Genomic DNA, 25,982 nt, shown 5'->3' with positions numbered 1-25,982 from the left:
ACCCGTCCGGGGGGGGAGAATGAACGCCTTTCTTGCGCAATTGCTGAACGGGCTCGACAAGGGCGGGGCCTATGCCCTGATCGCTCTTGGTCTGACGCTGGTTTTCGGCACTTTGGGCGTGGTGAACTTTGCACATGGCGCCCTGTTTATGCTGGGCTGCTTTTGTGCGGTCGCCTTCCGCGCTCTCATAACCATCGAAACCGTCACCACTGATCCGACAAAACTGTCCCCCTGGGGCCAGCCGCTGGAGATCCGCACCCCGATCGTGCAGGACTGGCTGGGCAGCTGGGGCACGGTGATCGTCGATTACTCGGTGCCGCTGTCGATCCTGATGACCATTCCCGTCATGCTGGCCATCGGCATCGGCATGGAGCGCGGGCTGATCCGGCATTTCTACAAACGCACCCATGCCGAGCAGATCCTGGTGACCTTTGGTCTGGCCATCGTGATCGGTGAGATCGTGAAAGCAGGCTTTGGCCCCAACCCCTGGCCGCAGCCGATCCCGAACGCGCTGCGCTCGGCCGCGGATATCGGCCGCTGGATCGGGATGGAGCCGGGTGCGCTCACCTATCCCTGGTGGCGGATGATCTATCTGTTCTTCGCGCTGGCGGTGATTGCGGGCGTCTTTGCCTTCCTGCGCTTCACGACCTTCGGGATGGTGGTCCGCGCCGGTATGGCTGACCGTGAGACGGTGGGCTTCCTGGGCATCGACATCGACAAGCGCTTCACCGTGGTCTTTGGTCTGGCCGCCGTGGTGGCGGGTGTTGCAGGCGCGATGTATACGCCGCTGCTGCCGCCAAACTATCAGATCGGCATGGATTTTCTGGTCTTAAGCTTCGTCGTGGTGGTTGTGGGCGGCATGGGCTCTCTGCCCGGTGCGGTGCTGGCGGGTTTCCTTCTCGGCATCCTGCAGAGTTTCGCTTCGATGACGGAAGTGAAATCCCTGATCCCCGGCATTGACCAGGTCATCATCTATCTTGTCGCCGTTGTCATTCTTCTTGTGCGCCCCCGTGGTCTGATGGGCCGGCGCGGTGTGATGGAGAGCTGAGATGTTTTACCTCTCCAGAACTGACCGGCTGAAACTGTTGGCTTTCGCGGCCGTGGTGCTGCTGATGCCGATCTGGCTGACGCCGCTGGGCGCGGCTTACCCGGGCCTGATGCAGAAATTCGCGATCTATGCGATCTTTGCCATCGGCTTCAACATCCTCTTTGGCCTGACCGGATATCTCTCCTTCGGTCACGCCGCCTTCCTTGGGGTGGGCAGTTATACGGCCGTCTGGTCTTTCAAACTGCTGACCATGGACATCCTGCCGGCCATGATCTTTGCGGTGATCCTTTCGGGTCTCTTTGCCCTGGTCATCGGCTTTTTCTCGCTGCGCCGGACGGGGATCTACTTCTCGATCCTGACGCTGGCTTTTGCGCAGATGAGCTACAGCCTCGCCTATTCGGTGCTGACCCCCATCACCAATGGCGAAACCGGCCTGCTTCTGACCCGCAATGACCCGCGCATTATCGACAGCGCCTTTGGTGCGGCCCATGTCGGGGCCGAAGGGCTGCCCTCACCGACGCTGCTCGGCGTTCCGATGAGCGGCTATACCGGCTTCTATCTCTGTGCCGTGCTGCTGATCCTTGCGTTCTTTATCGCGCAGAAGATCTTTGCCTCGCCCTTTGGCCTGGCTCTGCGCGGGATCAAATCGAACCAGACCCGGATGATCTACACGGGCTTTAACACCAAGCCCTACACGCTGGCCGCCTTTGTAATCTCAGGCATGTTCGCGGGGCTGGCCGGGGGGCTTCTGGCCGTCACCGACCCCATCGCCGGGGCGGAGCGGATGCGCTGGACGGAATCCGGGAATATCGTTCTGATGACCATTCTGGGCGGTGTCGGCACGCTGATCGGGCCGGTGATCGGGGCCTGGGTGATCGAGTATTTTGAAAACATCTTCTCGGCCATCAACAAAAACATCCTCAATCAGACCTTCGATTTCCTGCCCGATGGTCTGCAGAACGTCATCGTCACCGTGGCCTCAAAATTTGTGGGCGAGGGCTGGCACCTGACGCTGGGTCTGCTCTTTGTCTTCATCGTGGTCTTCCTGCCGGGTGGCCTGGTGGAAGGGTGGCAGAAACTCATGGCGCGCTTTGGCCGCAAAGGGGGGGATAAGAAATGAGCACCACTCCCAATATCGTCCTTCACGCGGCGGATGTGTTCAAAAACTTCGGCGGTCTTCGGGCATTGTCTGACATCGATCTGCAGATCGAAGAGGGCAAAACCCATGCCATCATCGGGCCGAACGGCGCGGGCAAATCGACGCTGCTGAATGTCATCATCGGGCGCATCCCGCCGACCTCAGGTGCGGTGATCTTTGACGGCACCGTGCTGACCGGTAAGGCGCCCCATGAGATCAACCAGCTCGGCATTTCCCGCGTGTTTCAGACGCCCGAGATTTTCGCGGATCTCTCGGTGCTGCACAACGTCATGGCGCCCGCCTTTGCGCGCCGCGACGGGGCTTTCAAGCTGTCGATGTTCCGCACCACCTCGCGCGAAGATGAAATCCGGGCTGAGGCAGAGCATCTTTTGCAGGACTTCGGCATGTGGGAGCGGCGTCACGATCACGCAGGGGCGCTCTCACGCGGGGACAAGCGGCGGCTGGAACTTTGCATGTGTCTGATCCAGCACCCGCGCCTGCTGCTGCTCGATGAGCCGACGGCGGGGATGTCGCGCCATGACACCAACACCACGATTGATCTTCTGAAGAAGATCAAAAGCCGCGGCATGACCAAGGTCATCATTGAGCATGACATGCATGTGGTGTTCTCGCTGGCCGATAAAATCTCGGTGCTGGCCCAGGGGCGGATCATCGCCCAGGGGCTGCCCGAGGACATCCGGGTCAATCCGGATGTGAAGAAAGCCTATCTCGGGGGGCACAGCGAATGAGCAGTGACGTCTTTTTTGAACTGCGCGACGTGCATGCCTATTACGGCGAAAGCTACATCGTTCAGGGCGTCTCGATGAAGGTAAATAAGGGCGAGGTTCTTGCCCTTCTGGGCCGCAACGGGGCGGGCAAAACCTCCACCCTGCGCACCATTGCGCGCGCCGATAATCCGGGCATGACGCGGGGCGAAATCTGGCTCGAAGGTCAGCCGGTTCATGCGATGAAATCCTGGCAGGCAAGCCAGGCGGGCATCCAGCTGGTGCCCGAAGACCGCCGGATCATTCCGGGCATGACGGTCGAGGAAAACCTGATCCTGAGCCAGGTCGCGCCGAACAAAGGCTGGTCGCTTGAGCAGATCTACAGCCATTTTCCGCGTCTGGCAGAGCGTCGCCAGCAGGAGGGGGTAACCCTTTCCGGGGGCGAGCAGCAGATGCTGGCCGTGGCCCGGGCCCTGGCGCGGGAGGTGAAACTTCTGCTGCTGGATGAGCCCTATGAGGGGCTGGCCCCGGTGATCGTCGAAGAGATCGAACACATCGTCCAAGACATCAAGAAATCCGGCATCACCACGATCATCGTCGAGCAGAACGCCGTGGCCGCGCTGAAAATGGCCGACCGCGCCGTGATCCTTGATACCGGAGAACTTGCCTTTGAAGGCTCGGCCGCCGAACTTCTGGCCGATGCCGAACTCAGAAACCGCTATCTGGCCATCTGAGACCGCAATCCTCAGCGGCAGCGGTCCCCTTCCCACCGCCTCTGAGGTAAGATCCGGCGAAGCACTGCTTTCGCCGGATCTTTCTCTTTTCTGACCGCGCCGCAGATGTGCCGTGAGGTTATTCTTGCGAAATGCCGCCCGACTGGCTCCGATGGCGCTGTGTCAGACGAGGGAGGCAGCAATGACGGCAGGGTCGGTGATTATGGGGCAGATGATGAATCGCCCGCTCTCAATTCCGGCGGTGATGGATTACGCGGCCGATGTCTATGGCGAGCGGCGGATCATCTCAGCCACGGTCGAAGGCGGGCTGCATGACTACAGCTATGCCGAAGCCTGGGTCCGGATTGCGCGTCTGGCGCATGGGCTGCGCGCGCTCGGCATCGGCCCCGGCGACCGGGTGGCGACGCTGGCCTGGAACGGCTACCGGCATTTTGAGCTTTACTACGCCATCGCCGGGATCGGTGCGGTCTGCCATACGATCAACCCGCGGCTCTTCCCCGAGCAGATCGCCTGGATCATGAACCATGCCGAAGACAAAGCGATCTTCTTCGATCTGACCTTCGCGCCGCTGGTCAGGGCGCTTTCCGACAAAATGCCCAAAGGCATCCGTCAGGTCTTTCTCTCGGATGAGGCGCATCGGCCTGAAGGCGCAGGGCCGGACTGTCTGGCCTATGAAAGCCTGCTGGAGGGTGGCTCTGACACCTTTGACTGGCCGGAACTTCCCGAAGATGCGGCCTCGGCGCTTTGCTATACCTCCGGGACGACGGGCGATCCGAAAGGCGCGCTTTACTCGCACCGCTCGACGCTGATGCATGCCTTCGGCTCTGTTCTGGCGGTGCCGCAAAGCTATGGAGAGGGTGCGCGCGTGCTGCCGGTGGTGCCGCTCTTTCACGTCAATGCCTGGGGGCTGCCCTATTCGGCCCCGCTGACCGGTACCGATCTGATCTTTCCGGGGCCGAAGCTTGACGGCGCCTCGCTCTTTCAGCTGATGGAGGGCACCGCCACCACTGCCGCCTGGGGGGTGCCGACGATCTGGCAGGGATTGATTGCCGAGATGCAAAAGCAGGGCCGCAAGCCAAAAGCCCTTGAAATGCTGCTGATCGGCGGCTCAGCCGTGGCGCCTGCGATGATTGAGATGCTCGAAGACTTCGGGCTGCGCACCATCCATGGCTGGGGCATGACCGAGATGAGCCCTATCGGCACCACCACCCGCCCGAGGGCCGGCCATGACCGGACAGAGCGGGTGAAGAATGCCACGCCCCAGGGTAAGCGCATTTTCGGGATCGACCTGAAGATCGTCGATGAAGAGGGCCGCAGCCTGCCGCGTGATGATGAGGCGACGGGCGAACTGCTGGTGCGGGGGCCCGGCGTGATCTCGGGCTATTTCAACGCCCCGCAGCATTCGGCCCAAGCCTTTGACAACGACGGCTGGTTCCGCACCGGCGATGTGGCGCGGATCTCGCCTGAGGGCGATCTGACCATCGTCGACCGCACCAAAGACCTGATTAAATCGGGGGGCGAGTGGATTTCCTCGATTGATCTGGAAAATGCAGCGCTTGCCTGTCCGGGCGTGGCCATGGCGGCCGCCATTGCCGTTCCCCATCCGAAATGGGATGAGCGCCCGCTGCTGGTGGTCGTCAGAAAAGAGGGGGCTGAGGTGACGGCGGACGCCGTGCGCGAAGCCGTTGCCGCCCGCATGGCAAAATGGCAGGTGCCCGAAGATGTGGCCTTTGTTGCCGCCATTCCGATGACGGCCACGGGGAAAATCTCGAAAAAAGACCTGCGCAAAGATCTTGCAGGCTATTTCACCACCGGCTGAGCGCGGCCCTGCATCCGGCGGCGACAGGCCGCCGGAGTCTCTCCGGTCCAGGCGCGGAAGGCCCGTGAAAAGACCGCGAGGGAGCTGAACCCCAGCTCCCAGGCGATGGTCTCAATGGGCTTCAGACTGCCGCCAAGATCGCGCAGCGCGATATCGCGGCGCAGATCATCTTTGATCGCCTGAAAACTTTGCCCCTCTCCTGCCAGGTGGCGCGAGAGGGTGCGGGCCGAAAGTCCCAGATGACGCGCCGCCTCTCCCAGACCGGGGTCGTCGGCCAGGCGTTCATGCAGCACCGCCCGCAGGCGCAGATGCAGTGCATGGGCGACATGGCGGGTGAAAATCCAGTCCCGCGGGGCGCGGGCCAGAAAGCCGCTCAGATCGTGATGCACACGGGTGACGGGCAGGGCGGCGACGCCGGGCGCGAACTGCAGTTCCGCAAAATCCGCTGCGAAGTGCACGGGGGCCGGAAAGATCACCGCGTAATCTGCCGCAAAGCCCGGGCGATCAAAGGGCAGGCGGACGTCGCGCAGAGGCAGTTCCTGTCCCGCAAGCCAGGATAAAATGCCGTGGCTGAGCTTCAAAAGCAGCATCTGCGCAAAACGGTTCAGGCCCGCGCTGAGCGGCGTCATCCGCAGAACTCCGGGCCGCGGCTGCGAGAGTTGCACATCATCAAGAAGCAGGTTCCAGAACTGAGCAAAGCGGTGCAGCGCGCCGCCCAGCGTCTGCGCCTCCAGCACCACGGTGCAGAGGTACTTCAATGCCCCCCGCCGCACGGGCCGCGACCAGAGCCCCATCATTTCATCGCCGCTGCGCGCCACCACGGCGCGGTAAAGCCGCACGACCTGGTCATGGCTGACCCGGGCCTCACGGCCTGAAATCGCGGCTTCGCGCAGGACCGCGTTCAACTCCGCAGCCGACAAAAGCCGCTGCAGCGCAGCGAGCCATTCGGCGATGAAATCCGCCGAGAGCGTGGCGAGATATGCGGAGTCTGCCGCCACAACCCGCAGGACGGGGTCGGATCTTTCCTCAATGTTGGCCATATTTGCAAAATCCCTGTCCCCTCCTGCCATATCATCCGGCGGGGATCACCGCTAGCCTTTCCACCGGAACCATGGAGCCTGCGCATGAGCTACAAAGCCCCTCTGGAAGAGGTCCTCTTCACCCTTGAGCATATTGCCGGGATCACCGCGCTGTCGCAGCGCCCGGGCCTTGAGGCCGCTGACCCTGAGACCGCCCGCGCGGTTCTGACCGAAACGGGGCGGCTTTGCGAAGAAGTGATCGCGCCGCTGAACGCGCCCGCCGACCGGGCACCCTCCACCTGGGAGGCCGGAGAGGTCACGACCAGCGCGGGCTTCAAAGAGGCTTGGAAGGCCTATGTGGATGGGGGCTGGCCGGGGCTGTCGCACCCGGAGGAATTCGGCGGCCAGGCGCTGCCGAAGGTGATCGGGGCCGCGGCGGCGGAGATGCTGAACGCCGCTAACCTCAGCTTCGCGCTTTGCCCACTGCTGACGGACGGCGCGATTGAAGCCCTGCTGACCGCAGGCTCCGATGAGATGAAGGCGCTTTATCTGCCCAAACTCATCGCCGGGACCTGGACCGGCACCATGAACCTCACCGAGCCCCAGGCGGGATCTGACCTTGCACTTCTGCGCACCCGCGCGGAACGGTCCGAAGATGGCAGCTACCGCCTGTTCGGGACCAAGATTTTCATCACCTATGGTGAGCATGATCTGGCGGAAAACATCTGCCATCTGGTGCTGGCGCGGACGCCGGATGCCCCGGCCGGTGTGCGGGGGATCTCGCTCTTTCTGGTGCCGAAGTTCCTGCCCGATGCGCAAGGGAACCCCGGCACGCGCAATGACGTTCACTGCACCTCGATCGAGCATAAGCTCGGCATCAAAGCGAGCCCGACCGCCGTGCTTCAGTTCGGCGATCAGGGCGGCGCCACCGGCTTTCTGATCGGCGAAGAAAACCGCGGGCTTGAGTATATGTTCGTGATGATGAACGCGGCCCGCTTTGCCGTGGGCATGCAGGGTGTGGCGATCTCAGAGCGTGCCCTGCAGCAGGCTACCTCCTATGCGAGAGAGCGGATCCAGAGCCGCCCTGTTGACGGCTCAGCCCGCGAGAGTGCGGCGATCATCCATCACCCCGACATCCGCCGCCTTCTGATGAAAATGCGGGCGCTGACGGAAGGTGGCCGGGCGCTGGCCTATTATGCCGCAGCGCTCAATGATCTGGCCCATCACGGCGAGGGTGCGGAGACCGCCGCGCTTTATGAGCTGCTGGTGCCGCTGGTGAAGGGGTTTTGCACGGAAAATGCCGTGCAGGTCGCCTCAGATGGTATCCAGATCCATGGCGGCATGGGGTTCATTGAAGAAACCGGTGCAGCACAGCATCTGCGCGACGCCCGCATTCTGCCGATCTATGAAGGCACCACCGCCATCCAGGCGAATGATTTTCTGGGCCGCAAGATCCTGCGGGACAGCGGGCGCACCGCGCGTGCCCTGATCGCAAGGATCGCAGCCACGGAAGCCGACCTCGCTGCGGGGGGGCGCGCGGCGCGCGATTACGCCGTCAGCCTCGGCGCGGCGCGCAAAGCCTTTGAAGATGCCCTTGGCTTCAGCCTTGAAAAGGCCGGAAGTGACCCGAATGTCGCCTGGGCAGGCTCGGTCCCGCTTTTGATGCTGGCGGGCAATCTGGTGGCGGGCTGGCAGCTTGGCCGCGGGCTTCTGGCGGCAGAGGCTGCGCTGAGCGCCGGGGGCGACAGCGCTTTCCTGCAAAGCCGCATTGCCGTGGCGCAGTTCTACGCCGCCCATCTTCTTCCCGAAGCGGCGCTGCAGCGCGACCGCATTCTCTACGGCGCGGCAAGCCTCCTCGCGCTTCCGCCCGAGACTTACTGACAAAGGACCTGGCCTATGCACAAACCCTATCTCAGCGTGACCGAAGACGGCCCCGTGGCCGTGGTGACCCTCTCGCGGCCCGAAAAGCGCAATGCGATTGATGAGGCCTCGGTCAATGAAATTGAGGCCTGGTTCAGCAAAATCCCCCCGCATATCCGTGTCGTGCTGATGAAGGCGGAAGGCGACCACTTCTGCGCTGGCCTCGATCTGCGCGAGCATCATGACAAGGCGCGTTCCGGCGTCGAGTTCATGCGGGTCTGCCAGGGCTGGCACCGCGCCTTTGACCGTATTCAGCATTCGGGCGTGCCGGTGGTGGCGGTGATGCAGGGCGCGGTGGTCGGCGGCGGTCTGGAACTGGCCTCAGCCGCCCATGTGCGCGTCGCCGATGCCTCCACCTATTTCGCGCTGCCGGAAGGCACCCGGGGGATTTTCACCGGCGGGGGGGCCACGGTGCGCACCGCCCGCATCATCACGCCGGGGCGCATGGTTGAGATGATGCTGACCGGCCGGGTGGTGGATGTCCATGAGGGCAAGGCCATGGGCCTTTGCCACTACATCTGCGACGAGGCAAAGGGCGATAAACCCGCCGCTGAACTGGGGATGGAGCTTGCCCGCAAGATCGCGGGCAATGCGCCTTTGTCGAATTATGCCATCGTCACCGGCATCCACAAGATTGCCGATATGTCAGCGACGGACGGGCTTTATACCGAAGGGCTGATCATGGCCATGGTGCAAAGCGGTGAGGATGTGCAGGCCCGTCTGGGTGACTTTGTCCATAAGCGCGCCCATAAGGTCACGCTGGAAAGCTGAGAGAAAGGCCCCGGTTTCCCGGGGCCTTTTTTATCACTCTTCCAGAACGTCGCGGCTGTCGCGCAGAGAGGGCAGGGCCATCGCCACAATCGCCCCGGCGGCCAGAAGGTAGAAACTGATTGAGATCGGTGAGGAAAAGACCGCCATCACATCCCCGCGCGACAGCTGCAGCACGCGGCGCAGGTTCTCTTCCATCATCGGCCCCAGAATAAAGCCCATCAGCAGCGGCGCAGGCGGCAGGCCGATCTGCACGATCAGATAGCCCGCAACCAGCATCACTGCGCACATCATCACCTCATAGCTGTCGTTTTTCAGCGACCAGGCCCCGATGCAGCACAGGATCACAATGGCCGGATAGAGCAGGCGGTAGGGCACGCTCAGGAGTTTCACCCAGACGCCCACCAGCGGCAGGTTCAGGATCACCAGGATCACGTTGCCAATCCACATCGAGGCGATCAGGCCCCAGATCAGCGCGGGATTGCTCTCCATCACCTTCGGGCCGGGGGTGATGTCGTGGATCATCATCGCCCCCACCATCAGCGCCATGACGGCATTGGAGGGAATGCCCAGCGTCAGCAGCGGGATAAAGGAGGTCTGTGAGGCCGCGTTATTGGCCGCTTCCGGCCCTGCGACCCCGGCAATCTCCCCTTTGCCGAAGTTTTGGGGGCGTTTGGAGAGGCGCTTTTCCATCGCATAAGAGGCAAAAGAGGCCAGCGCCGCACCGCCGCCCGGCAGGATGCCGAGGAAGGAGCCGAGAATGGTGCCGCGGGTCGCCGGAGGGGTCATCTCCGCCAGCTCTTCGCGGTTGGGCATCAGGCGCGAGATTTTCGCCGTGCCTTTCGGGCCCTCATCGCCTTCCCCGAGGTTTTTCACGATCTCGGCAAAGCCGAAAACCGCCATGGCCATGACCACGAAATCGAGGCCGTCAAAAAGTTTCATGACGCCGAAGGTAAACCGCTCATCCGCCGTGACGCTGTCGAGACCCACGGTCGACAACAGGATCCCCACCAGAACCATGGCGATGCTTTCGATCAGCCGCGCATTGGACAAAACGGTCGCGAGGATCAGCCCCAGAACCATCATCGCCAGATATTCGCCCGGACCAAAGCTGAAGGCCACCTGCGCCAGCGGGCGCGCCAGAGCCATGATGAAAATCGTGGCAAAAGTGCCTGCGATAAAAGAAGAAATCGCGGCCGTGGCAAGGGCGACACCGGCCCGGCCCTGACGCGCCATCTGATAGCCGTCAAGCGCGGTCACCACCGCCGAGCTTTCGCCGGGCAGGTTCACAAGAATGGCCGTGGTGGAGCCGCCGTATTGCGCGCCGTAATAAATACCCGCCAGCATGATCAGCGCCGCCGTGGGATCAAGCGCATAGGTCAGCGGCAGCAGCATCGAGATCGTCGCCAGCGGACCCAGACCCGGCAGAACCCCGATCAGCGTTCCCAGAAGGCAGCCGACGAAGGCATAGCCCAGGTTCTGCAGGCTCAGCGCCGTGGTCAGGCCCAGGAGCGCATTGTCGAAAAATTCCATATCCGGCCCCTCAGAAATTCGGCCAGACCGGGATGCGCATCCCGATCCCGTAGATAAAAACCCCCACCGCAGCGAGGGAGAGCCCCGCCCCCAGCAGCAGCGACTCAAGGGCGCGGAAAGGTTTTTCCGCAGCACCGGCCACCAGGACGGAAAGGATGACCGTCACCACCATGCCCAGCGGATGAACCGCCAGCGCAAAGATCAGCACCGATGCGGTGATCGCAGCCAGCCCGCGCCAGTTAAAGCCGCCGATCCGGCGGCCCGAGCGGCGCAGATAATCCTGCACCAGAATGGCCACCGACAGCACCAGCAGCAAAGCGGCCGCACCCACCGGCAGGACGCCCGGGCCTACCCGTCGTGCCGTGCCCATCGGAAGCTCCATGCCGAAAATCAGAAAAAAGAGAGAGAAGGCAAGAAATGTAAGTCCTGCCGCCGTGTCACGCCGCATGGTCTGCTCCGGGCTCGGGGGGATGAAAAGACCGCCCCCCCCTGGAAAGGCGGGGGCGGTCCGCGCAGAGCGCGTTCTTATTTCAGCGCGATGCCGTCTGCCGCAGCTTTGAACTTGGCGATTTCTGCTGAGATATAATCGTGACCCGGCTGATGCCCCTTGAGGTTCACCACGCTGCGGCCGTCGGATTCCACCTGAGCGACGATCCCGGGATCATTCATCACCTTCGCCATGGCGTCTTCGAGCTTGGCGCGAACAGCCTCAGGGGTGTTCTTCGGAACCGCCAGGAAGGTCCAGCCGACGTTGACCGCATCGGGATAGCCCGCCTCGGTCACGCTTTCGATATCGGGGCTGGCCTTCAGACGCTCCCCCAGGGTGACGCCAAGAATTTTCATCTTTCTGTCTTCGACATAGGGCGCGACGACGGTCTGATACTCAAAGGAGAGATCGATCACACCGGCAGCCAGGTCCACCATCTGGGTCGAGCCCGAAGTATAGGGGATATGCTCCAGATCAATGCCGGCGGCGCGTTTGAACAGCTCGCCCCCCAGATGCTGGGCAGTGCCAACGCCCGGAGAGCCGAAGTTCAGCTCGCCCGGATGCTCCTTGGCATAGGCGACCAGTTCCGCCATGGTGTTGAAGGGGGCGTTGTAATTGGCCACGATCAGCTGCGGCGAGGCGGTGACACCGTGGATGAACTCAAAGTCACTCAGCGGATCATAGGGCAGTTTTTCCGGGCTCAGCGCCGCCTGAATGCCGAAGGGGCCGGAGGTGGCCAGCAGAAGGGTATAGCCGTCCGGCGCAGCGATACGCGCTTCCTGAGAGCCGACGATGCCACCGGCACCGGGCTTGTTTTCGACAATCACCGGCTGGCCCAGTTCGGCCTGCAGACGCTCTGCCAGACGGCGCGACGTGATGTCGGTCACACCACCCGCACCAAAGGGAACCACCCAGGTGATCGGACGCTCAGGGAACTCGGCAAAAGCTGCGCCGGAAAACGCAGCCGTCACAGCGGCCGCCAGCAAAATGGCTTTCATTGTCTTTCCTCTCGTTGCGACGCGGGGTAAAGCCTCCTCAGCTTTGCCGCCCGGCCGTTTCCTCTTTCGCAGTGCAAAAGAGGTTTCCTCTCAGCGGAGAGGACAATATGTCGCGCAGAGAGTAAATGCCCGGATTGACCATGAAATTCGCAGAACAGTTCTGCAATTATTTCGTTAATTCAGGCACTTCGAAGACCGCCCCCGGGCAGGGGCGGTCCTGGAGCAGGGACCCGCTCAGATCACCGGATTGCTGAGCGTGCCGATGCCATCAATCGTAATCTCAACCAGATCGCCGCTGCGTATCGGGCCGACCCCGGCGGGGGTGCCGGTGATGATCACATCCCCCGGCTCCAGCGTCATGACTGAGGAGATGAACTCCACCACTTTTCCGGTCGGGAAAATCATATCCGCCGTGGTGCTGTCCTGACGAAGCTCACCATTGCAGCGCAGCGAGATCGCCACATCATCGGGGTTGATCCCCTGCACAATCCAGGGGCCGACGGGTTTATAGGTGTCGAAGCTTTTCGCCCGGGTGAACTGGCCGTCTTTCTTTTGCATGACCCGGTTTGAGACATCATTGGCGCAGCTGTAGCCCAGCACGACCGATGCCGCCTCAGCCGCCGGAACATTGCGGCAGCGCTTGCCGATCACGATGGCGATCTCCGCTTCATAATCGATGCGGTCATTGGGATTGTCGAGGCGGATCGCCTCATCCGGGCCGATCACGGCTTCGGGCGAGACCATGAAGATCATCGGCTCTTCCGGGATCGCCATATTGGCTTCCTCGGCGTGAAGACGATAGTTCAGCCCCACACAGATCAGCTTGCGCGGCACGACAGGTGCCAGCAGCCGCACCGCCTCGCGCGCGATCACCGGCCCCGACGGCGTCAGCGCGCCATAGGGCCCCTCGGGAAGCCTGCGGATCCCCGCATCCTCCCAAAGCCCCCAGTGGGTTTCGCCCTCATGTTCAAAACGGATAATCCGGTTCATCCTGCCCCCCTTCCACGAAAATCCGCGCCAGAAGGGACCGCTTTTCCCGCAAGGTCAAGAGCACCGATCGATGCATGATGCGCTGTGCTGATGACAGAGGGCTCCACAGATTACGCCCCTTCCCGGTGGCCCCCGGATTGCCCCGCAGAGATTTGGAGTGCCGGCACCAAAGGCGCAGGATGACCCTTTGCCATTTTACATAAATTCGAGCGACTGCAGGAACTCTCCCCGCGCCACCGGATTGACCCTGGTGGCCCGTGGCACGCCCCTCTGCTCCAATGATTTCCCTGGACTGCGACGTCTCATCTGCGATGCTCAGGTTACGAAGGTCAGACCGCTCCCCGGGGGCTTCCATGCGGGGCGCGCCTGACCGGCAGGTGGGCTGCAGCCTCGCGGGACGCGGCTAAGACGGTCAGAGGTTCACGGAGGTCAGGATGAAGATCACCTTTCTGGTTCCCATGCTCAGCCAGAACGGCGGGATCAGGGTCATTGCCGAATATGGTCGCCAGCTGATCGCACTTGGCCATGAAGTGACTTTCGTCTCCGTCTACGACAAACCAGCCGGCCTCCGCCGCAGGATTAGAATGCTGCTGCGCAGAGAGGTCCGGCCTTCGCAGGATGCGAGGTTCTTCCTCGATATGTCCGACCGCCTGATCGACCTGCCAGGCAGCCACGCCATTGATTACGCGAAATTTCCCGATGCCGATTTTCTGATCGCCACCTGGTGGGAGACGGTGGAATGGGCCGTAAAGGCCCCCGCGCGCTGTGGCAGACCTGTGCATCTGATGCAGGGCTATGAGATGTTTCCCTTCCTTCCTGCAGAGCGCGTCAGGCGGACCTATGAGGAGGAGATCCCGAAAATTGCGGTCTCGCAGTGGATTGCCGATCAGGTCGAGCGGCATCACAGCCGCGCCTCCACCGCAGTGATCCTTAATTCGGTGGACAGCCATGCCTTTCCGATGAAAGCTTTTGTCGCCCATGACCCGATCCGGCTGGGCTTTGTCTATTCGTCTTTTGGCGGGAAGAACTCTGCCCTCATCCCGCCCCTGGCCCGCGCCCTGGAGCGGCGCGGCATCGCTGCGGAATTTGTCGCCTTTCACAGCGAACCGATCACGCTTCCGGGATTTGAGGGCCTTCTGCGCGAAAGCTATCTCAAGCCGCAGCAGGCGGATATTCCCGCAATTTATCAGTCCTGTGATCTCTGGCTCTGGCCCTCGATTGAGGAGGGCTTCGGCCTGCCCATCCTTGAGGCTCTCTCCTGCGGGACACCCGTTGTGGCGGGTCTGGCCGGTGCGGCGCCCGATGTGATCAGGACCGGCGTGAACGGCTATCTCTGCCCGGCAGAGCCCGAGACCTTCGCCGATCTGATCGCGCAGTATCTGGCTCTCCCGCCGGAGGAGCGCCGGCAGATGAGTGAGGCGGCACGCGCCACCGTCCTCGCCTGGTCCTGGCAGGACGCAGCCCGCCGCTTCGCCGCTGTCCTGCAGAGGTTACTCTGAGATCTGTGGCTGAAGCCGGGGGCTTCAATCAGCAGCGGGGGTGGGGATGCGTTGCGTCGCCCTCGTGGCGGCATTTGCGGCAGTCTTTTATCACAGACAGCGTAGGGAAATGACTTCTCCCCCGGGGCAGACCGGGAGCGGACACCACCACCGAAGCTGCGTCGACATAAAGATGTGTTTTGTGGAACGGCCGGGGCGTGCCGCTGCTCCGTCTGACCCGCTGCGCGCCCGGCTGTAAGAGCCCCTTCGCTTAACCCGCCCTTAGGGCAAACCTCACGAATGGAGGCTCGTTCGGGTCGGACGAAACAGCGGCGCAATGCCCTGCAGGGACAATGACCGCCCGAGCAATGCATTCTTGCCCAATCCGCACAATAACGGGGCCATTTCCTCGCTATGGTGACGCGCAAACCGGCTGCCGGACAGGCGACCGGAGAACTGCAATGGAAACGTAAGGCTGAAGAAGAATGCAGAGCGTCCTTGAGGGATACAAAGTCGTTGATTTCTCCCGCATTTTCGCGGGGCCCGATGCCGCGCAAACGCTTGGTGACCTCGGCGCCGATGTCATCAAGGTCGAGGATCCGGCCTCTGGTGACGGTTGCCGCAGCCTCGGCGTGACCGATCCCGCTCTCTTCGGCTACAGTCCCGCGTTTCAATCCTTCAACCGCAATAAGCGCAGCCTGACGCTGGATCTCACCAATCCGGAGGCCCGGGAGATTGCGGCGCGCCTCATCGCCGAAGCTGATGTGGTTATCAACAATTTCCGACCCGGCACCATGGAGCGGTTCGGGCTCGATTATGAGGCCATGTCGGGCCACAATCCGGGTCTGGTCTATTGTAACTTTCAGGCCTTCGGTGACCGCGGCCCCCTCGCCCATCTGGGCGCGAATGATCTGCAGCTTCAGGCGCATTCGGGTCTGATGAGTATCACCGGCGAGCGGGGCGGCGCCCCCGTGCGCGCCGGCAGTGCGATTGTCGATCTTCATGCCAGCATGGCGCTTGTTGCAGCCATCATGACGGCGCTTTTGCATCGCAGCAAAACCGGGCGCGGCCAGCTGGTGTCCACGTCGCTGCTGCAAAGTTCGGCCCATCTGATGAACTATCTCTACCAAGAATACTGGGAGACCGGATATGTTCATACGGCCATGGGAACGGCCAACCATCTCAGCGTGCCGAACCAGGCCTTCCCCTCCTCGAACGGCTGGGTCATCATCATTGCACCGCCGTTGACATCCGTCCAAACCCTTGAAAGGGCAGCGCCATCAAAGCTTCGCATCAAACAGGCAGGAATACCTGTGGCTTCATATCGACAGCAGCCTGTCGTCCGGCAGGGCCAATGGCGCGGTCAAGGGCTGCCCTATGCAACAATCAGCAGACGGATCACCATTGCAAGGGCAGTGACCGATGCGACGCCCGCCAGCCAGAGACCGACAAACCAGGCCAGTCGCCGCATCAGTGATAGCCCTCTTCCGGGTCCATCTTGCCGCGAAACACCCAATAAGCATAGCCGGTATAGGCTAGGATCAGCGGCACCAGCACCAGGGTTCCCACCAGCGCAAACCGCAGACTTTCGTCAGGCGCAGCGGCCTCAGCGATCGTCAGGCCCGGCGGCACCATCATCGGATAAAAACTGATCCCGATCCCGACGAAGGCCAGCACAAAAAGCGCCAGCGCGCAAAGAAAGGGCGCGAGGTCATCACCGCGACTGAGCCCGCGCCAAAGCCGCCACGCCACCAGTGCGACCAGAGCCGGAACGGCGAAGCTATAGGTCGCGGTCGGCCAGGCGAACCAGCGCGCGGCGTATCCGGCCTCCTGCAAAGGGGTGAGAGCGCTGAACACCGCCAGAAAACCAAGCGTCGCTGCGGCAAACCAACGGGCCATGCCGCGCATCCTTTCCTGCATCTCACCGCTCAGCTTCAGGTTCAGCCAGGTCGCGCCCAGCAGGGCGTAGCCCGCCGGGACCGCGATCCCGGTCAGGATGGAGAAGGGCGTCAGCCAGTCCCACCAGCCCCCGGCATAGGCGCGGTTCTCAACCTCAATCCCCTGCACCAGAGCGCCGAGGGCAACGCCCTGAGCTGCCGCAGCGATCAGCGAGCCGGCAAAGAAGCTGTGATCGCTGCGTGCGCCAGCGATACTCAAATGCCACCCCCCGGAAGATCAGCGCCAGCAGCATCAGAATGATCGGCACGTAAAGCGCGGGCATCACAATGGAATAGGCGAGAGGGAAGACCGCAAAGAGCCCCCCGCCGCCAAGGACCAGCCAGGTCTCATTGCCGTCCCAGATCGGGGCCACGGAATTCATCATCAGATCGCGCTCCCGCTCGCTTTGGGCGGTGGGAAAGAGGATGCCCACCCCAAGATCAAAGCCGTCGAGGATGACATAGACCAGCACGGCAAAGGCAATGATGCCTGCCCAGATGAATGAAAGCTCCAGTCCGAACATGGCTCACTCCTCTCGTTCACCGGGATCCTGCGCCGGTCCCGGGGCGATGCCGGCCGCCCGGATCGGCCCATCGTTCAGCACCTCCATCCGGACATCCGGGCCGATCCCCATCATGCGCAAAAGATAAAAAGTCCCGGCTCCGAAAATGAAAAAATAGACCAGGATGAAGGCGATAAGTGAGGCCGCCACCGCTTCGGCTGCCAGCGGTGAGAGACTCTCTGAAGTGCGCAGATAGCCATAGACCGTCCAGGGCTGACGGCCGACCTCAGTGGTGATCCATCCCGCCAGGACCGCAATGAAGCCTGCAGGCCCCATGGCCACCGCCGCCCGGTGCAGCAAAGGCGCATCATAAAGCCGCCCGCGCAGCCGCGCCACAAGCGCCCAGACCCCAAGGCCCAGCATGGCAAAGCCAAGGGCCACCATAATGCGGAAAGACCAGAAGACGATGAAGACCGGGGGTTCATCTTCATCCGGCACGGTATCAAGCCCCTTCAGCGGGCCGTTCAGCGAATGGGTCAGAATGAGGCTGGAGAGTTTGGGGATCTCGACAGACCAATGCACGGTCTTCGCGGTCTGATCGGGCCAGCCAAAAAGGATCAGCGGTGCGCCCTCGGGGTGGCTGTCGAAATGGCCTTCCATCGCCATGACTTTGACGGGCTGATATTCCAGCGTGTTCAGGCCATGGGCATCGCCAAGATAGATCTGCACGGGTGCGGCACAGATCAGCATTCCCATGGCCATGGCAAAACTTTTCCGGCTAGCCTCAGCCGCGCCGTCGCGCAGCAGATGCCAGGCCGAAGCCGCTCCGACCACGAGAGCCGTCGTCAGATAGGCCGCCATGACCATATGCGGCAGGCGGTAAAGAAAGGAGGGGTTGAAGATGATGGCCCACCAGTCTTCGGGCAGGAACTGACCGCTCTCAGAGATCGAGAACCCGGCCGGCGTCTGCATCCAGCTGTTAACCGAGAGGATCCAGGTGGCCGAAATCAGGGTGCCGACGGCCACCATCGCAGTTGCGAACATATGCAGCCCGTCGCCCACACGTTTGCGGCCAAAGAGCATAATGCCCAGAAAGCCCGCCTCCAGAAAGAAAGCTGTCAGCACCTCATAGGCCATCAGGGGGCCGATGACCGGCCCGGCCCTGTCGGAAAACACGGACCAGTTGGTGCCGAACTGATAGGACATCACAATCCCGGAAACCACGCCCATCCCAAAGGCTACGGCAAAGATCTTTTTCCAGTGATTGAAGAGGGCCAGATAGACGTCTTTACGCGTCCTGAGCCACAGCGCATTGAGCACCGCAAGATAGCTCGCAAGGCCAATCGAAAAGGACGGAAAGATGATGTGGAAGGAGACAGTGAAGGCAAATTGCAGTCTGGCCAGGATTTCCGCATCCATCAGTTTACTCCGCTTCCACATAAGCCCCCGGGCCGGATCTGACCGGGAGGTGATCTCACCGAGGCACGCTCAGCCGGGTGGAGAATTTAACAGCCCTTGCCTGCAGGGCTCTTGAAAGGCGGGGCGATGCAGGATCGAGCATTGCCCGAATTCATGTGAATTTCACCTTCTTTTATCGGGCGCTTCCGGTAACCCCTGCTAACATTGTGTTTTCCAAATGAAATTAGTTTCCGAGGGTGAACCGGGGGCAAGTGAGCACCGCATAATCAGGGCTGAGAACAACTCAGGCGTTAAGCCGCACGGGCTTAAGGAAAGCCGGACCCCCTTCCCCTTCTTTTCAGATATGCCGCCGGAACTGCGGCAGGATATCCTCGAAGGACGCAAAGAAGAGCTGCTGAAAACCCCCGAGCCGGAGGACCCCCGCCGACCGGATCCTGACGCGACCCTTGACCCCTGCGACCCGGCGAGCTTTCAGGCCGCAAAGCTGAACCACAGTGAGACACCTGAAGAACCGGGTGCCGAATGGCGCGCTTTCGTCCGGGAGTTGATCGCCCTGAGGCAGCAGGAGATCGTGCCGCGCCTGCGCGGCATTGGCGGCCATTCCGGCAGCTATATCAAAACCGGACCTTTAGCGGTCTGCGTCACCTGGGCGATGGGCGACGGCAGCCGCCTGCGGCTGCGTCTCAACCTGTCGGAGCAGGCTCAGTGGGGCCTGCCCCCGCCAGAGAGCCGTCTTCTGCGCCGCGAAGGCGAGGCAGGGCCTGACCGGCTCGGGCCCTGGTCGCTGGATTTCAGTCTGTCCGGGACAGGGACTTAGCACACCGGGCGCTCAGATCACCCCGGGAGCGCGCCCGCCTTCGCGGCGCGGCCCGCATCGCCTGTGCGCTGATAATCATCGATCATCCAGCGAAGAGTGCAGGCGGCAGCTGAGTCATGCCTGTCCTGCGACACATTCAATGGAGGACGGTCTCCTGTGTATGGCTGATTGGGTCCATACTTCCTGAGAGGAGCAGGGACCATGACGATTTCCAACGAACTGCTGGACGAGTTGCTGAAGGACTGCAATCTGCCTGGTGATGCAGGGCTTATGAAGGCGCTGAAAATCCGCCTGCTGAAACGGATGTCTGGTGCGGAACTGACGGTGAATCCGGGCTGTGAGGCGAGATCTCTGACCCGCAGGCGGAACAGGGCAACCCGCGCAACGGGGTGGCGACGAAGCGCGTGAGCGGCTCTGACGGCGAGGTGCAGTTTCGGTGCCGGTGACCGGGAGGGCAGCTTTGAACCGGAACTTGTGAAGAAAGGCCAGACCCGGATCGATGGCGCCGACGACAGGATCATCGGGCTTTATGCCGCCGGTTTGTCAGTGCGCGACATCCAGGAACATCTGGGGGATCTTTATGGCCTGCGGGCCTCGCCCGAGCTATGTGAGCCCTGAAAACCGGATCGTTAGAAGCTGAAGTTTTTCGTTTACCCTTCCCCATGGCCGGGAGGAGCTAGAACCTGTGAAATCCTCGAAACTTTCCGACGCCCGGAAAGCGTTCATCCTGAAGCAGGGCGCAGACGCGCATGCCGGTGGCGGATCTGTGCCGCAAGGCCGGGATCAGCCCCGCGACCTATTTTAAATGCGAGGGCATGTTGCCAACGGATATGCGGCGCATGAAGTTGCTCGAAGATGAAAACGCGAAGCTGCACAAGCTCGTCGCGGATCTGTCTTCGGACAAGGAAATGCTGTGAGGCACGTTTGCGCCGAAAGCTCTGAGGCCTGCCGGGGAGAGACCGCGTCTGTCTGGAGTGGCACGTCTCGATCCGAAGAGCCTGCGAGGTCTTTCACGTCGAGACATCGAGCAGCCATTATAAGGCCCGGCCCAAGCAGGCCAGCATATAGCAGAAGCTCCGTGACAACTGCCAGACCCGTACGCGCTACGGCTATCGCCGGGTGCATGTCATGTTGGCGACGGGGTCAGGGTTCTGACCGTCGTCGACATCTTCTCGCGCTTCTCGCCCGCCGTCGATCCAAGGTTCAGCTACCGGGCCGGGAACGTGGTTGACACGCTTGAACGCGTCTGCACCGGGCGCGGCTATCCGGCAAAGATCCGGGCCGACCTGGGGTCCGGATTCATCTCCCGCAATCTGGATCTCTGTGCCTGTACCAAAGGCGTAACGCCCGACTTCTCCCCCCCCGGCAAACCGACCGATAACGCCTTCATCCTGCGTCGGGGGAAACAGTCCACTGGACTGTTTCCTGATCCCTCCTCACCTTCAATGGGCGCTTCCGGGAGGAGTGTGTATCCGGGGTCCGCATCCGGCCCGAGCCCCGGGTGAAAGCCCGACAAGTTCAGCTTCGGGTGGTCGAGAGTTGGGTAGTGGATCACGGGAGGCCAATGCTGCCTCGCTGATCATCACACCACGGCAGAGAAACGTACCTTCAGGGCGGGAGCCTTTGTCCTCTCTCAGAGTTGAGAATTCAGGCTCTGCCCGGCCATTTTGCGGGTTGCCTCGCCATTACCGCTCCTCGACTTTCTGACAAAGGATATTTCATGCGTTACGCTGCATCCTTGCTGTTTCCGGCTTTCCTGCTTTTTCCGGGCCTGATGGGGGCGACTTTCGCTCAGGTGCCACCGCAGATGCCGCCGAAGCAGGTGGGGGTGGTGACGCTCGCACCCTCCGCCATTCCGCAGCGGGTGACGCTGCCAGGACGGGCGGTGGCCTTTGAGGAAGCGGCGATCCGCCCGAGGGTGTCCGGCCTGGTGACCAGGGTGTCTTACCGCGCGGGGCGTCCGCTCAAGGCGGGGGATGAGATGTTTCGCATCGATCCCGGCGTTTATGAAAGCCGCGCGGCCAGTGCAGAGGCAGAGGTGCGCTCCGCCAAAGCGGCTGCAGAGCAGGCGTCAGCCAGCCTGAGCCGGGCAGAGCAGCTGGTCGGCTCAGGGGTGTCGCGTGCGGATCTGGAGAACACCCGCTCGGCGAAAGAACAGGCCGATGCGCGTGTCAGCGCCGCCGAGGCACAACTCGCTATTGCGAAGGCTGAGCTTGAGTGGACGATCATCCGGGCGCCGATCGACGGGGTAGCGAGTGTTTCCAACGTCTCGGTCGGGGATCTGGTGACAGCAAGCCAGGCGCAGGAACTGGCAACGCTGACACGGCTGGACCCGATTGAGGTCGATATCCTGTCGCCGTCGGCCGCCATGCAGAGGGTGGTGGCTGACATTCGCGCCGGGCAATTGACGGTGAATGAAAAAATCAGCGCGCGGCTGACCCTGGAAACCGGTGAGACCTATGAGGTAGAGGGTGAACTGGAAGCCGCAGGCTTTCGCGTGTCTGAGACCACAGGTGCGATTGATTACCGGTTCATCTTTGCGAACCCCGACCTGAAACTTTTGCCGGGGCAGTTCGTGCGCGGTGAAATCTCCTTCGGCACGCGGGAGGGCTATCTCATTTCCCAATCTGCCGCCAGCCGCGACCGCAGCGGGCTGTTAAACGTCTTTCTGGTCGAAGATGGCAAGGCGGTGCAGCATCAGCTGAGAGACCTTGGCAGTTATGAACATCACTGGGTCGTCACAGAAGGGCTGAAACCCGGCGCGCAACTGATCGTTGACGGATTGACCGGGCTTGCTCCCGGCGCAGATGTCGTGGCGGTTGAGGTTGAGCTTACAACAGGTGGTGTGCCACAGACTGTGGCCCCGACGGGCGGCACGGCGCCCGCCGCTCCGGCGCAGGAGTAAGGCGGCATGGCGCGCTTTTTCATTCATCGGCCCGTCTTTGCCTGGGTTCTGGCGCTGATCGTCATGTTGGCAGGTGCCCTGGGCCTGAGCCGTCTGCCGATTGAGCAATATCCGCAGATTGCGCCGACCACGGTCTCAGTGCGGGCAGCCTATACCGGGGCATCGGCTGAAATTGTCGCAAATTCAGTGACTTCCGTGATCGAGGACGCCATGACCGGGATCGAGGGGCTGGTCTATATGACCTCCTCATCGACATCCGGTTCAGGCTCGGTCACGCTGACATTTGACGATACGATCGACCCGGATATGGCGCAGGTTCAGGTGCAGAACAAACTGCAGCTCGCTACGGCACAGCTGCCCTCTGTCGTGCAGCAGACCGGCCTCAGCGTCACCCGCTCCACCTCCTCCATTCTGCTGGTGGGGGTGCTGGCCTCGACCACCGGGACGCACAGCACGGTGGAACTGGGGGATCTGGTCTCGCAGCGCATCATCGATCCGATCCGCCGCACCCAGGGCGTGGGCACGGTGGATGTGTTCGGCGCGGGCTATGCCATGCGCATCTGGCTCGATCCGCTCAAGCTGACGCAATATCAGGTCACTCCGGCTGAGGTGCTGGCAGCGGTTTCTGAGCAGAACGTCAATGTCACCGTGGGCTCAATGGGCACCCTGCCCTCCGCCGAGGGGCAGCGGATCACCTTTCCGGTGTCATCGCAGTCGCAGTTGAGCAGCGTCGAAGAGTTTCAGCGCATTCTTTTACGGGTGGCCACCGATGGCTCAACGGTTTTCTTAGGCGATGTGGCAAGGATTGAGATCGGCCAGGACAGCTACGCCATGACGGCACGCTTCAATGGTCGTCCGGCGGCGGGCTTTGCGGTGAACCTTGCCTCCGGGGCCAATGCGGTGGATACCGCAGAGGCCGTTCGCGCCACGATCAGCCGGATCGAATCCTCGCTTCCTCCGGGGGTTGAGGTGGCCTATCCCTATGACACCTCCCCCTTCGTTGAGCGCTCGATCAACCAGGTTTACAAAACCCTCGCCGAGGCGGTCCTGCTGGTTTTCCTGGTGATCCTTGTCTTTCTGCAGTCCTGGCGCGCGACGATCATTCCGGTCATCGCCATCCCTGTGGTGCTTTTAGGTACCTTCGGCGTGCTGACGGTGGCGGGCTATACCATCAACACGCTGACCATGTTCGCCATGGTGCTCGCCATTGGTCTGTTGGTCGATGACGCCATCGTGGTGGTGGAAAACGTTGAACGGGTGATGGAGGAAGAAGGCCTCGACCCGGTCGCGGCCACCGAGAAAAGCATGGATGAGATCAGCTCAGCCCTCGTGGGGATCGTGCTGGTGCTTTCGGCGGTCTTTGTCCCAATGGCTTTCATGGCCGGATCAACCGGCATCATTTACCGGCAGTTCTCGGTAACCATCATCACCGCCATGGTTCTGTCGCTGGGCGTGGCGCTGATCCTGACGCCGGCGATGTGCGCAGGCCTGCTGCGCCCGCGCAAACACGGCGGCGGCATTGCCCCGGTGCGCTGGTTCAACCGTGGCCTTGATAAGATGACCAATGGCTATGGCGCGGCCGTCGCGCGGTTTGTGCGGCGACCGTTTCGCTTTCTGGTGCTGCTTCTGGCCATCTCGGCCGGGGTCTTTATGCTGTTTCAAAAGCTCCCCGGCTCATTCATTCCGCAGGAAGATCAGGGCGTTATCCTCGCAATGGTGCAGCTGCCCGATGGCGCAACCGATGCCCAGACCCGCGCCGTGGTCGCTCAGGTTGAAGACTATCTGCTCAACGGTGAGAAAGACGCCGTCGAAGCCGTTTTCGCAGCCCTCGGCTTCAGCTTTGGCGGCGCCGGGCAGAACAACGCCATGATGTTCGTCAAACTGCGCGATTATGACCAGCGGGCCGATATTTCGGCAGCCGATGTGGTGAACCGCGCCAATACGCATTTCTTCATGAACATCCGCGGTGGCCAAGTCTATGTGCTGCAGCCCCCCGCAATCAACGGGCTCGGCAGCTCTGCAGGCTTCACCATGCAGCTGATTGATCAGGGCGGCCAGGGCCAGGAGGCGCTGTCCACCGCGGCGGCTGAGCTTGTTCAGAAAGCTCAGGCCGACGGGCGCGTGGTGAACCTGCGCGGCAATGAAACCGCCTTTCAAAGTGCGTTGCGTCTCGACATTGACCAACAGAAGGCGGCGGCCTTCGGCCTTTCGCTCTCGGCGGTCAATTCCATGCTCTCGGTGATCTTTTCCGGGCGTGAGGTCAACGACTTCGCCCTCAGCGGCGAGCTGCGCCCCGTCGTGGTTCAGGGCGAGCCCTGGGCCCGGTCTCAGCCTGAAAATATCCACCTCTGGCATGCACGTAACGGCCAGGGGGAAATGGTCTCCTTCGGTGCCTTTACCAATCAGGAATGGGACCAGGAGCCGAAAGCGATCTCACGCTACGGCGACACACGCGCCATGGAACTCAGCGGCGCGGCCGCGCCTGGTCTCTCCTCAGGCGATGCCATGGCGGCGATGGAGGACCTGGTGGCCGACCTGCCGGGCGGCTATGGCGCGGCCTGGACGGGTCTCTCCTATCAGGAGCGGATGTCCGGCAATCAGGCACCGCTTCTCTTCGCCCTGTCCGCTCTCGTGGTCTTTCTGGCGCTCGCCGCACTTTACGAAAGCTGGTCGGTTCCCCTTGCGGTGATGATGACGGTGCCGATCGGCATCCTCGGGGCGCTTGGCGCCGCGCTGATCTTCGGTCAGTCCAATGATGTCTATTTCAAGGTGGGCCTGCTGACCACCATCGGTCTCGCAGCGCGAAACGCCATTCTGATCGTCGAATTTGCCCAGGATCTGCACCATAAAGGCGAAAGCCTGATTGAAGCTGCGATCCACGCCGCCCGCCTGCGGCTGCGCCCCATTCTGATGACGACTTTCGCCTTTATGCTGGGGGTCCTGCCACTGGCACTTGCCTCCGGCGCGGGGGCAGCAGCACAGCATTCGATCGGCATCGGAGTGCTCGGCGGTATGGCCGCATCCGCCGTCATCGGCATCTTCCTCGTTCCGGTCTTTTGGGTGGTCGTTCTGCGCTCCGTCCAATGGCTGCGCCCGGCTAAATCCGGCCCCGCCTGAGATGCCACGACGTGCAATTTTGGCTTTTTACAAATACTCAATCTTTTTCGCCCATCAATTCGCACCGAAGCAAAAGACCGCCCCTCGGGGCGGCCTTTTTTCTAAGTGAGATCCAGCGCGAAGTCCCCGGGGGGGGCACCCTCAGTAGGCGCTTTCAACGCCGGAGCGCTGCTGCGGTTTCTTCCGCCCGCCAGACAGCCCGACGATCAGCACGAAGAAAATCGGGACTGAGAAGAACCCCGAAGCGCCCCCGATACGGTGCCAAAAAGCGTCGCACGGCCGATCGCGTGACGCGCACCCGCACCTGAGGAGAACACCCGCGGTGCCACACCAATCCCAAAGGCCAGCGAGGTCATCGGGATCGAACGGAAGCGCAGTTCGTACCGAACCAAGTGTAGATGCTCGGCTGAGATCAGGGATTGTTGCTGCGTCTGGCAAAGGTGAGCGGTGCAGTCATGTGTCTGGCCAGTATTGTGGTTCTCACGTCTGACCCGCGTTGAGCATGCGCTCTGGATTCTCCTCCGAAAGGCTCCCGTCTAACGTGCAGCTGATCGCAAGTCCCCCAAGTTCGACAGTTCGGGGCTGATTTTGAGGATGGTGGCGGCGCTGCTTTGAGCAATATCAACG

Annotated in this window: 17 protein-coding genes and 4 pseudogenes; 14 read left to right on the top strand and 7 right to left on the bottom strand. The window is 62.0% G+C overall.

Annotation, left to right across the window (positions count from 1 at the left end):
* Positions 1 to 19: 19 nt before the first annotated feature.
* The 5 genes from EP867_RS09430 to EP867_RS09410 all read left to right on the top strand — a co-directional run bounded on the left by EP867_RS09430 (position 20) and on the right by EP867_RS09410 (position 5,464).
* Positions 20 to 1,048, top strand: coding sequence for a branched-chain amino acid ABC transporter permease (locus tag EP867_RS09430; protein ID WP_128488495.1), 1,029 nt, complete (start codon positions 20 to 22; stop codon positions 1,046 to 1,048).
* A 1-nt stretch (position 1,049) separates the two neighbouring features.
* Positions 1,050 to 2,168 (top strand): branched-chain amino acid ABC transporter permease, encoded by a 1,119-nt coding sequence (locus EP867_RS09425; RefSeq protein ID WP_128488493.1) that lies wholly within the window; start codon positions 1,050 to 1,052, stop codon positions 2,166 to 2,168.
* Positions 2,165 to 2,935 (top strand): ABC transporter ATP-binding protein, encoded by a 771-nt coding sequence (locus tag EP867_RS09420; protein WP_128488491.1) that lies wholly within the window; start codon positions 2,165 to 2,167, stop codon positions 2,933 to 2,935. Before EP867_RS09425 ends, EP867_RS09420 begins: the two co-directional genes overlap by 4 nt.
* Positions 2,932 to 3,645 carry an ABC transporter ATP-binding protein gene (locus EP867_RS09415; RefSeq protein WP_128488489.1) on the top strand — a complete coding sequence of 238 codons (714 nt, stop codon included), beginning with the start codon at positions 2,932 to 2,934 and terminating at the stop codon, positions 3,643 to 3,645. Before EP867_RS09420 ends, EP867_RS09415 begins: the two co-directional genes overlap by 4 nt.
* 181 nt (positions 3,646 to 3,826) lie before the next feature.
* Positions 3,827 to 5,464, top strand: coding sequence for a long-chain-fatty-acid--CoA ligase (locus tag EP867_RS09410; RefSeq protein ID WP_241656871.1), 1,638 nt, complete (start codon positions 3,827 to 3,829; stop codon positions 5,462 to 5,464).
* Here EP867_RS09410 and EP867_RS09405 read toward each other — a convergent pair.
* Complete coding sequence (locus EP867_RS09405) at positions 5,446 to 6,504, bottom strand: AraC family transcriptional regulator (RefSeq protein WP_128488487.1); 1,059 nt, start codon at positions 6,502 to 6,504, stop codon at positions 5,446 to 5,448. The genes EP867_RS09410 and EP867_RS09405 overlap by 19 nt on opposite strands.
* 84 nt (positions 6,505 to 6,588) lie before the next feature.
* On the opposite strand from EP867_RS09405, the gene EP867_RS09400 reads away from it, so the two are divergent.
* Positions 6,589 to 8,364 carry an acyl-CoA dehydrogenase gene (locus EP867_RS09400; RefSeq protein WP_128488484.1) on the top strand — a complete coding sequence of 592 codons (1,776 nt, stop codon included), beginning with the start codon at positions 6,589 to 6,591 and terminating at the stop codon, positions 8,362 to 8,364.
* A 15-nt stretch (positions 8,365 to 8,379) separates the two neighbouring features.
* A complete protein-coding gene (locus EP867_RS09395; RefSeq protein WP_128488482.1) occupies positions 8,380 to 9,174 on the top strand; it encodes a crotonase/enoyl-CoA hydratase family protein in 795 nt (264 codons plus the stop codon).
* Positions 9,175 to 9,207: 33 nt separating this feature from the next.
* Here the strand turns inward: EP867_RS09395 and EP867_RS09390 are convergent, their stop codons facing one another.
* The 4 genes from EP867_RS09390 to EP867_RS09375 all read right to left on the bottom strand — a co-directional run bounded on the left by EP867_RS09390 (position 9,208) and on the right by EP867_RS09375 (position 13,179).
* Positions 9,208 to 10,704 carry a tripartite tricarboxylate transporter permease gene (locus EP867_RS09390; RefSeq protein ID WP_128488480.1) on the bottom strand — a complete coding sequence of 499 codons (1,497 nt, stop codon included), beginning with the start codon at positions 10,702 to 10,704 and terminating at the stop codon, positions 9,208 to 9,210.
* A gap of 10 nt (positions 10,705 to 10,714) precedes the next feature.
* Complete coding sequence (locus tag EP867_RS09385) at positions 10,715 to 11,152, bottom strand: tripartite tricarboxylate transporter TctB family protein (RefSeq protein ID WP_128488478.1); 438 nt, start codon at positions 11,150 to 11,152, stop codon at positions 10,715 to 10,717.
* 77 nt (positions 11,153 to 11,229) lie between these two features.
* On the bottom strand, positions 11,230 to 12,189 hold the full coding sequence (locus tag EP867_RS09380) for a Bug family tripartite tricarboxylate transporter substrate binding protein (RefSeq protein WP_128488476.1): 960 nt from the start codon (positions 12,187 to 12,189) through the stop codon (positions 11,230 to 11,232).
* A 234-nt stretch (positions 12,190 to 12,423) separates the two neighbouring features.
* Complete coding sequence (locus tag EP867_RS09375) at positions 12,424 to 13,179, bottom strand: fumarylacetoacetate hydrolase family protein (protein ID WP_128488474.1); 756 nt, start codon at positions 13,177 to 13,179, stop codon at positions 12,424 to 12,426.
* Between the two features lie 434 nt (positions 13,180 to 13,613).
* Between EP867_RS09375 and EP867_RS09370 the strand changes: the two genes are divergently transcribed.
* Complete coding sequence (locus EP867_RS09370; RefSeq protein WP_128488472.1) at positions 13,614 to 14,678, top strand: glycosyltransferase family 4 protein; 1,065 nt, start codon at positions 13,614 to 13,616, stop codon at positions 14,676 to 14,678.
* Between the two features lie 464 nt (positions 14,679 to 15,142).
* Positions 15,143 to 15,889 (top strand): annotated as a pseudogene (locus EP867_RS20245) (CaiB/BaiF CoA transferase family protein); the annotation flags it as partial.
* Between the two features lie 238 nt (positions 15,890 to 16,127).
* Here EP867_RS20245 and cydB read toward each other — a convergent pair.
* Positions 16,128 to 17,118: pseudogene (gene cydB / locus EP867_RS09355) on the bottom strand (cytochrome d ubiquinol oxidase subunit II).
* Positions 17,119 to 17,121: 3 nt separating this feature from the next.
* Positions 17,122 to 18,519, bottom strand: a complete 1,398-nt coding sequence (locus tag EP867_RS09350) for a cytochrome ubiquinol oxidase subunit I (RefSeq protein WP_128488678.1) — start codon at positions 18,517 to 18,519, stop codon at positions 17,122 to 17,124.
* 340 nt (positions 18,520 to 18,859) lie between these two features.
* Between EP867_RS09350 and EP867_RS09345 the strand changes: the two genes are divergently transcribed.
* The 5 genes and pseudogenes from EP867_RS09345 (at position 18,860) to EP867_RS09325 (ending at position 25,355) form a co-directional block, all read left to right on the top strand.
* Positions 18,860 to 19,333, top strand: a complete 474-nt coding sequence (locus EP867_RS09345; protein WP_164888823.1) for a DUF3459 domain-containing protein — start codon at positions 18,860 to 18,862, stop codon at positions 19,331 to 19,333.
* Positions 19,334 to 19,534: 201 nt separating this feature from the next.
* Positions 19,535 to 19,939: pseudogene (locus EP867_RS20615) on the top strand (transposase); the annotation flags it as partial.
* A 79-nt stretch (positions 19,940 to 20,018) separates the two neighbouring features.
* A pseudogene (locus EP867_RS20230) lies at positions 20,019 to 20,807 on the top strand (DDE-type integrase/transposase/recombinase); the annotation flags it as partial.
* Positions 20,808 to 21,053: 246 nt separating this feature from the next.
* Positions 21,054 to 22,238, top strand: coding sequence for an efflux RND transporter periplasmic adaptor subunit (locus tag EP867_RS09330; RefSeq protein WP_128488468.1), 1,185 nt, complete (start codon positions 21,054 to 21,056; stop codon positions 22,236 to 22,238).
* Positions 22,239 to 22,244: 6 nt separating this feature from the next.
* The gene (locus EP867_RS09325) at positions 22,245 to 25,355 is read left to right on the top strand and encodes an efflux RND transporter permease subunit (RefSeq protein WP_128488466.1); all 3,111 of its coding nucleotides are present in this window, start codon (positions 22,245 to 22,247) and stop codon (positions 25,353 to 25,355) included.
* Positions 25,356 to 25,982: the final 627 nt, after the last annotated feature.

Origin of the sequence: Falsigemmobacter intermedius, from assembly GCF_004054105.1 — a bacterium.
Classification (GTDB): domain Bacteria; phylum Pseudomonadota; class Alphaproteobacteria; order Rhodobacterales; family Rhodobacteraceae; genus Wagnerdoeblera; species Wagnerdoeblera intermedia.
Note: the sequence above shows the minus strand (reverse complement) of the source record. Positions and strands in the feature narration are given on the sequence as shown.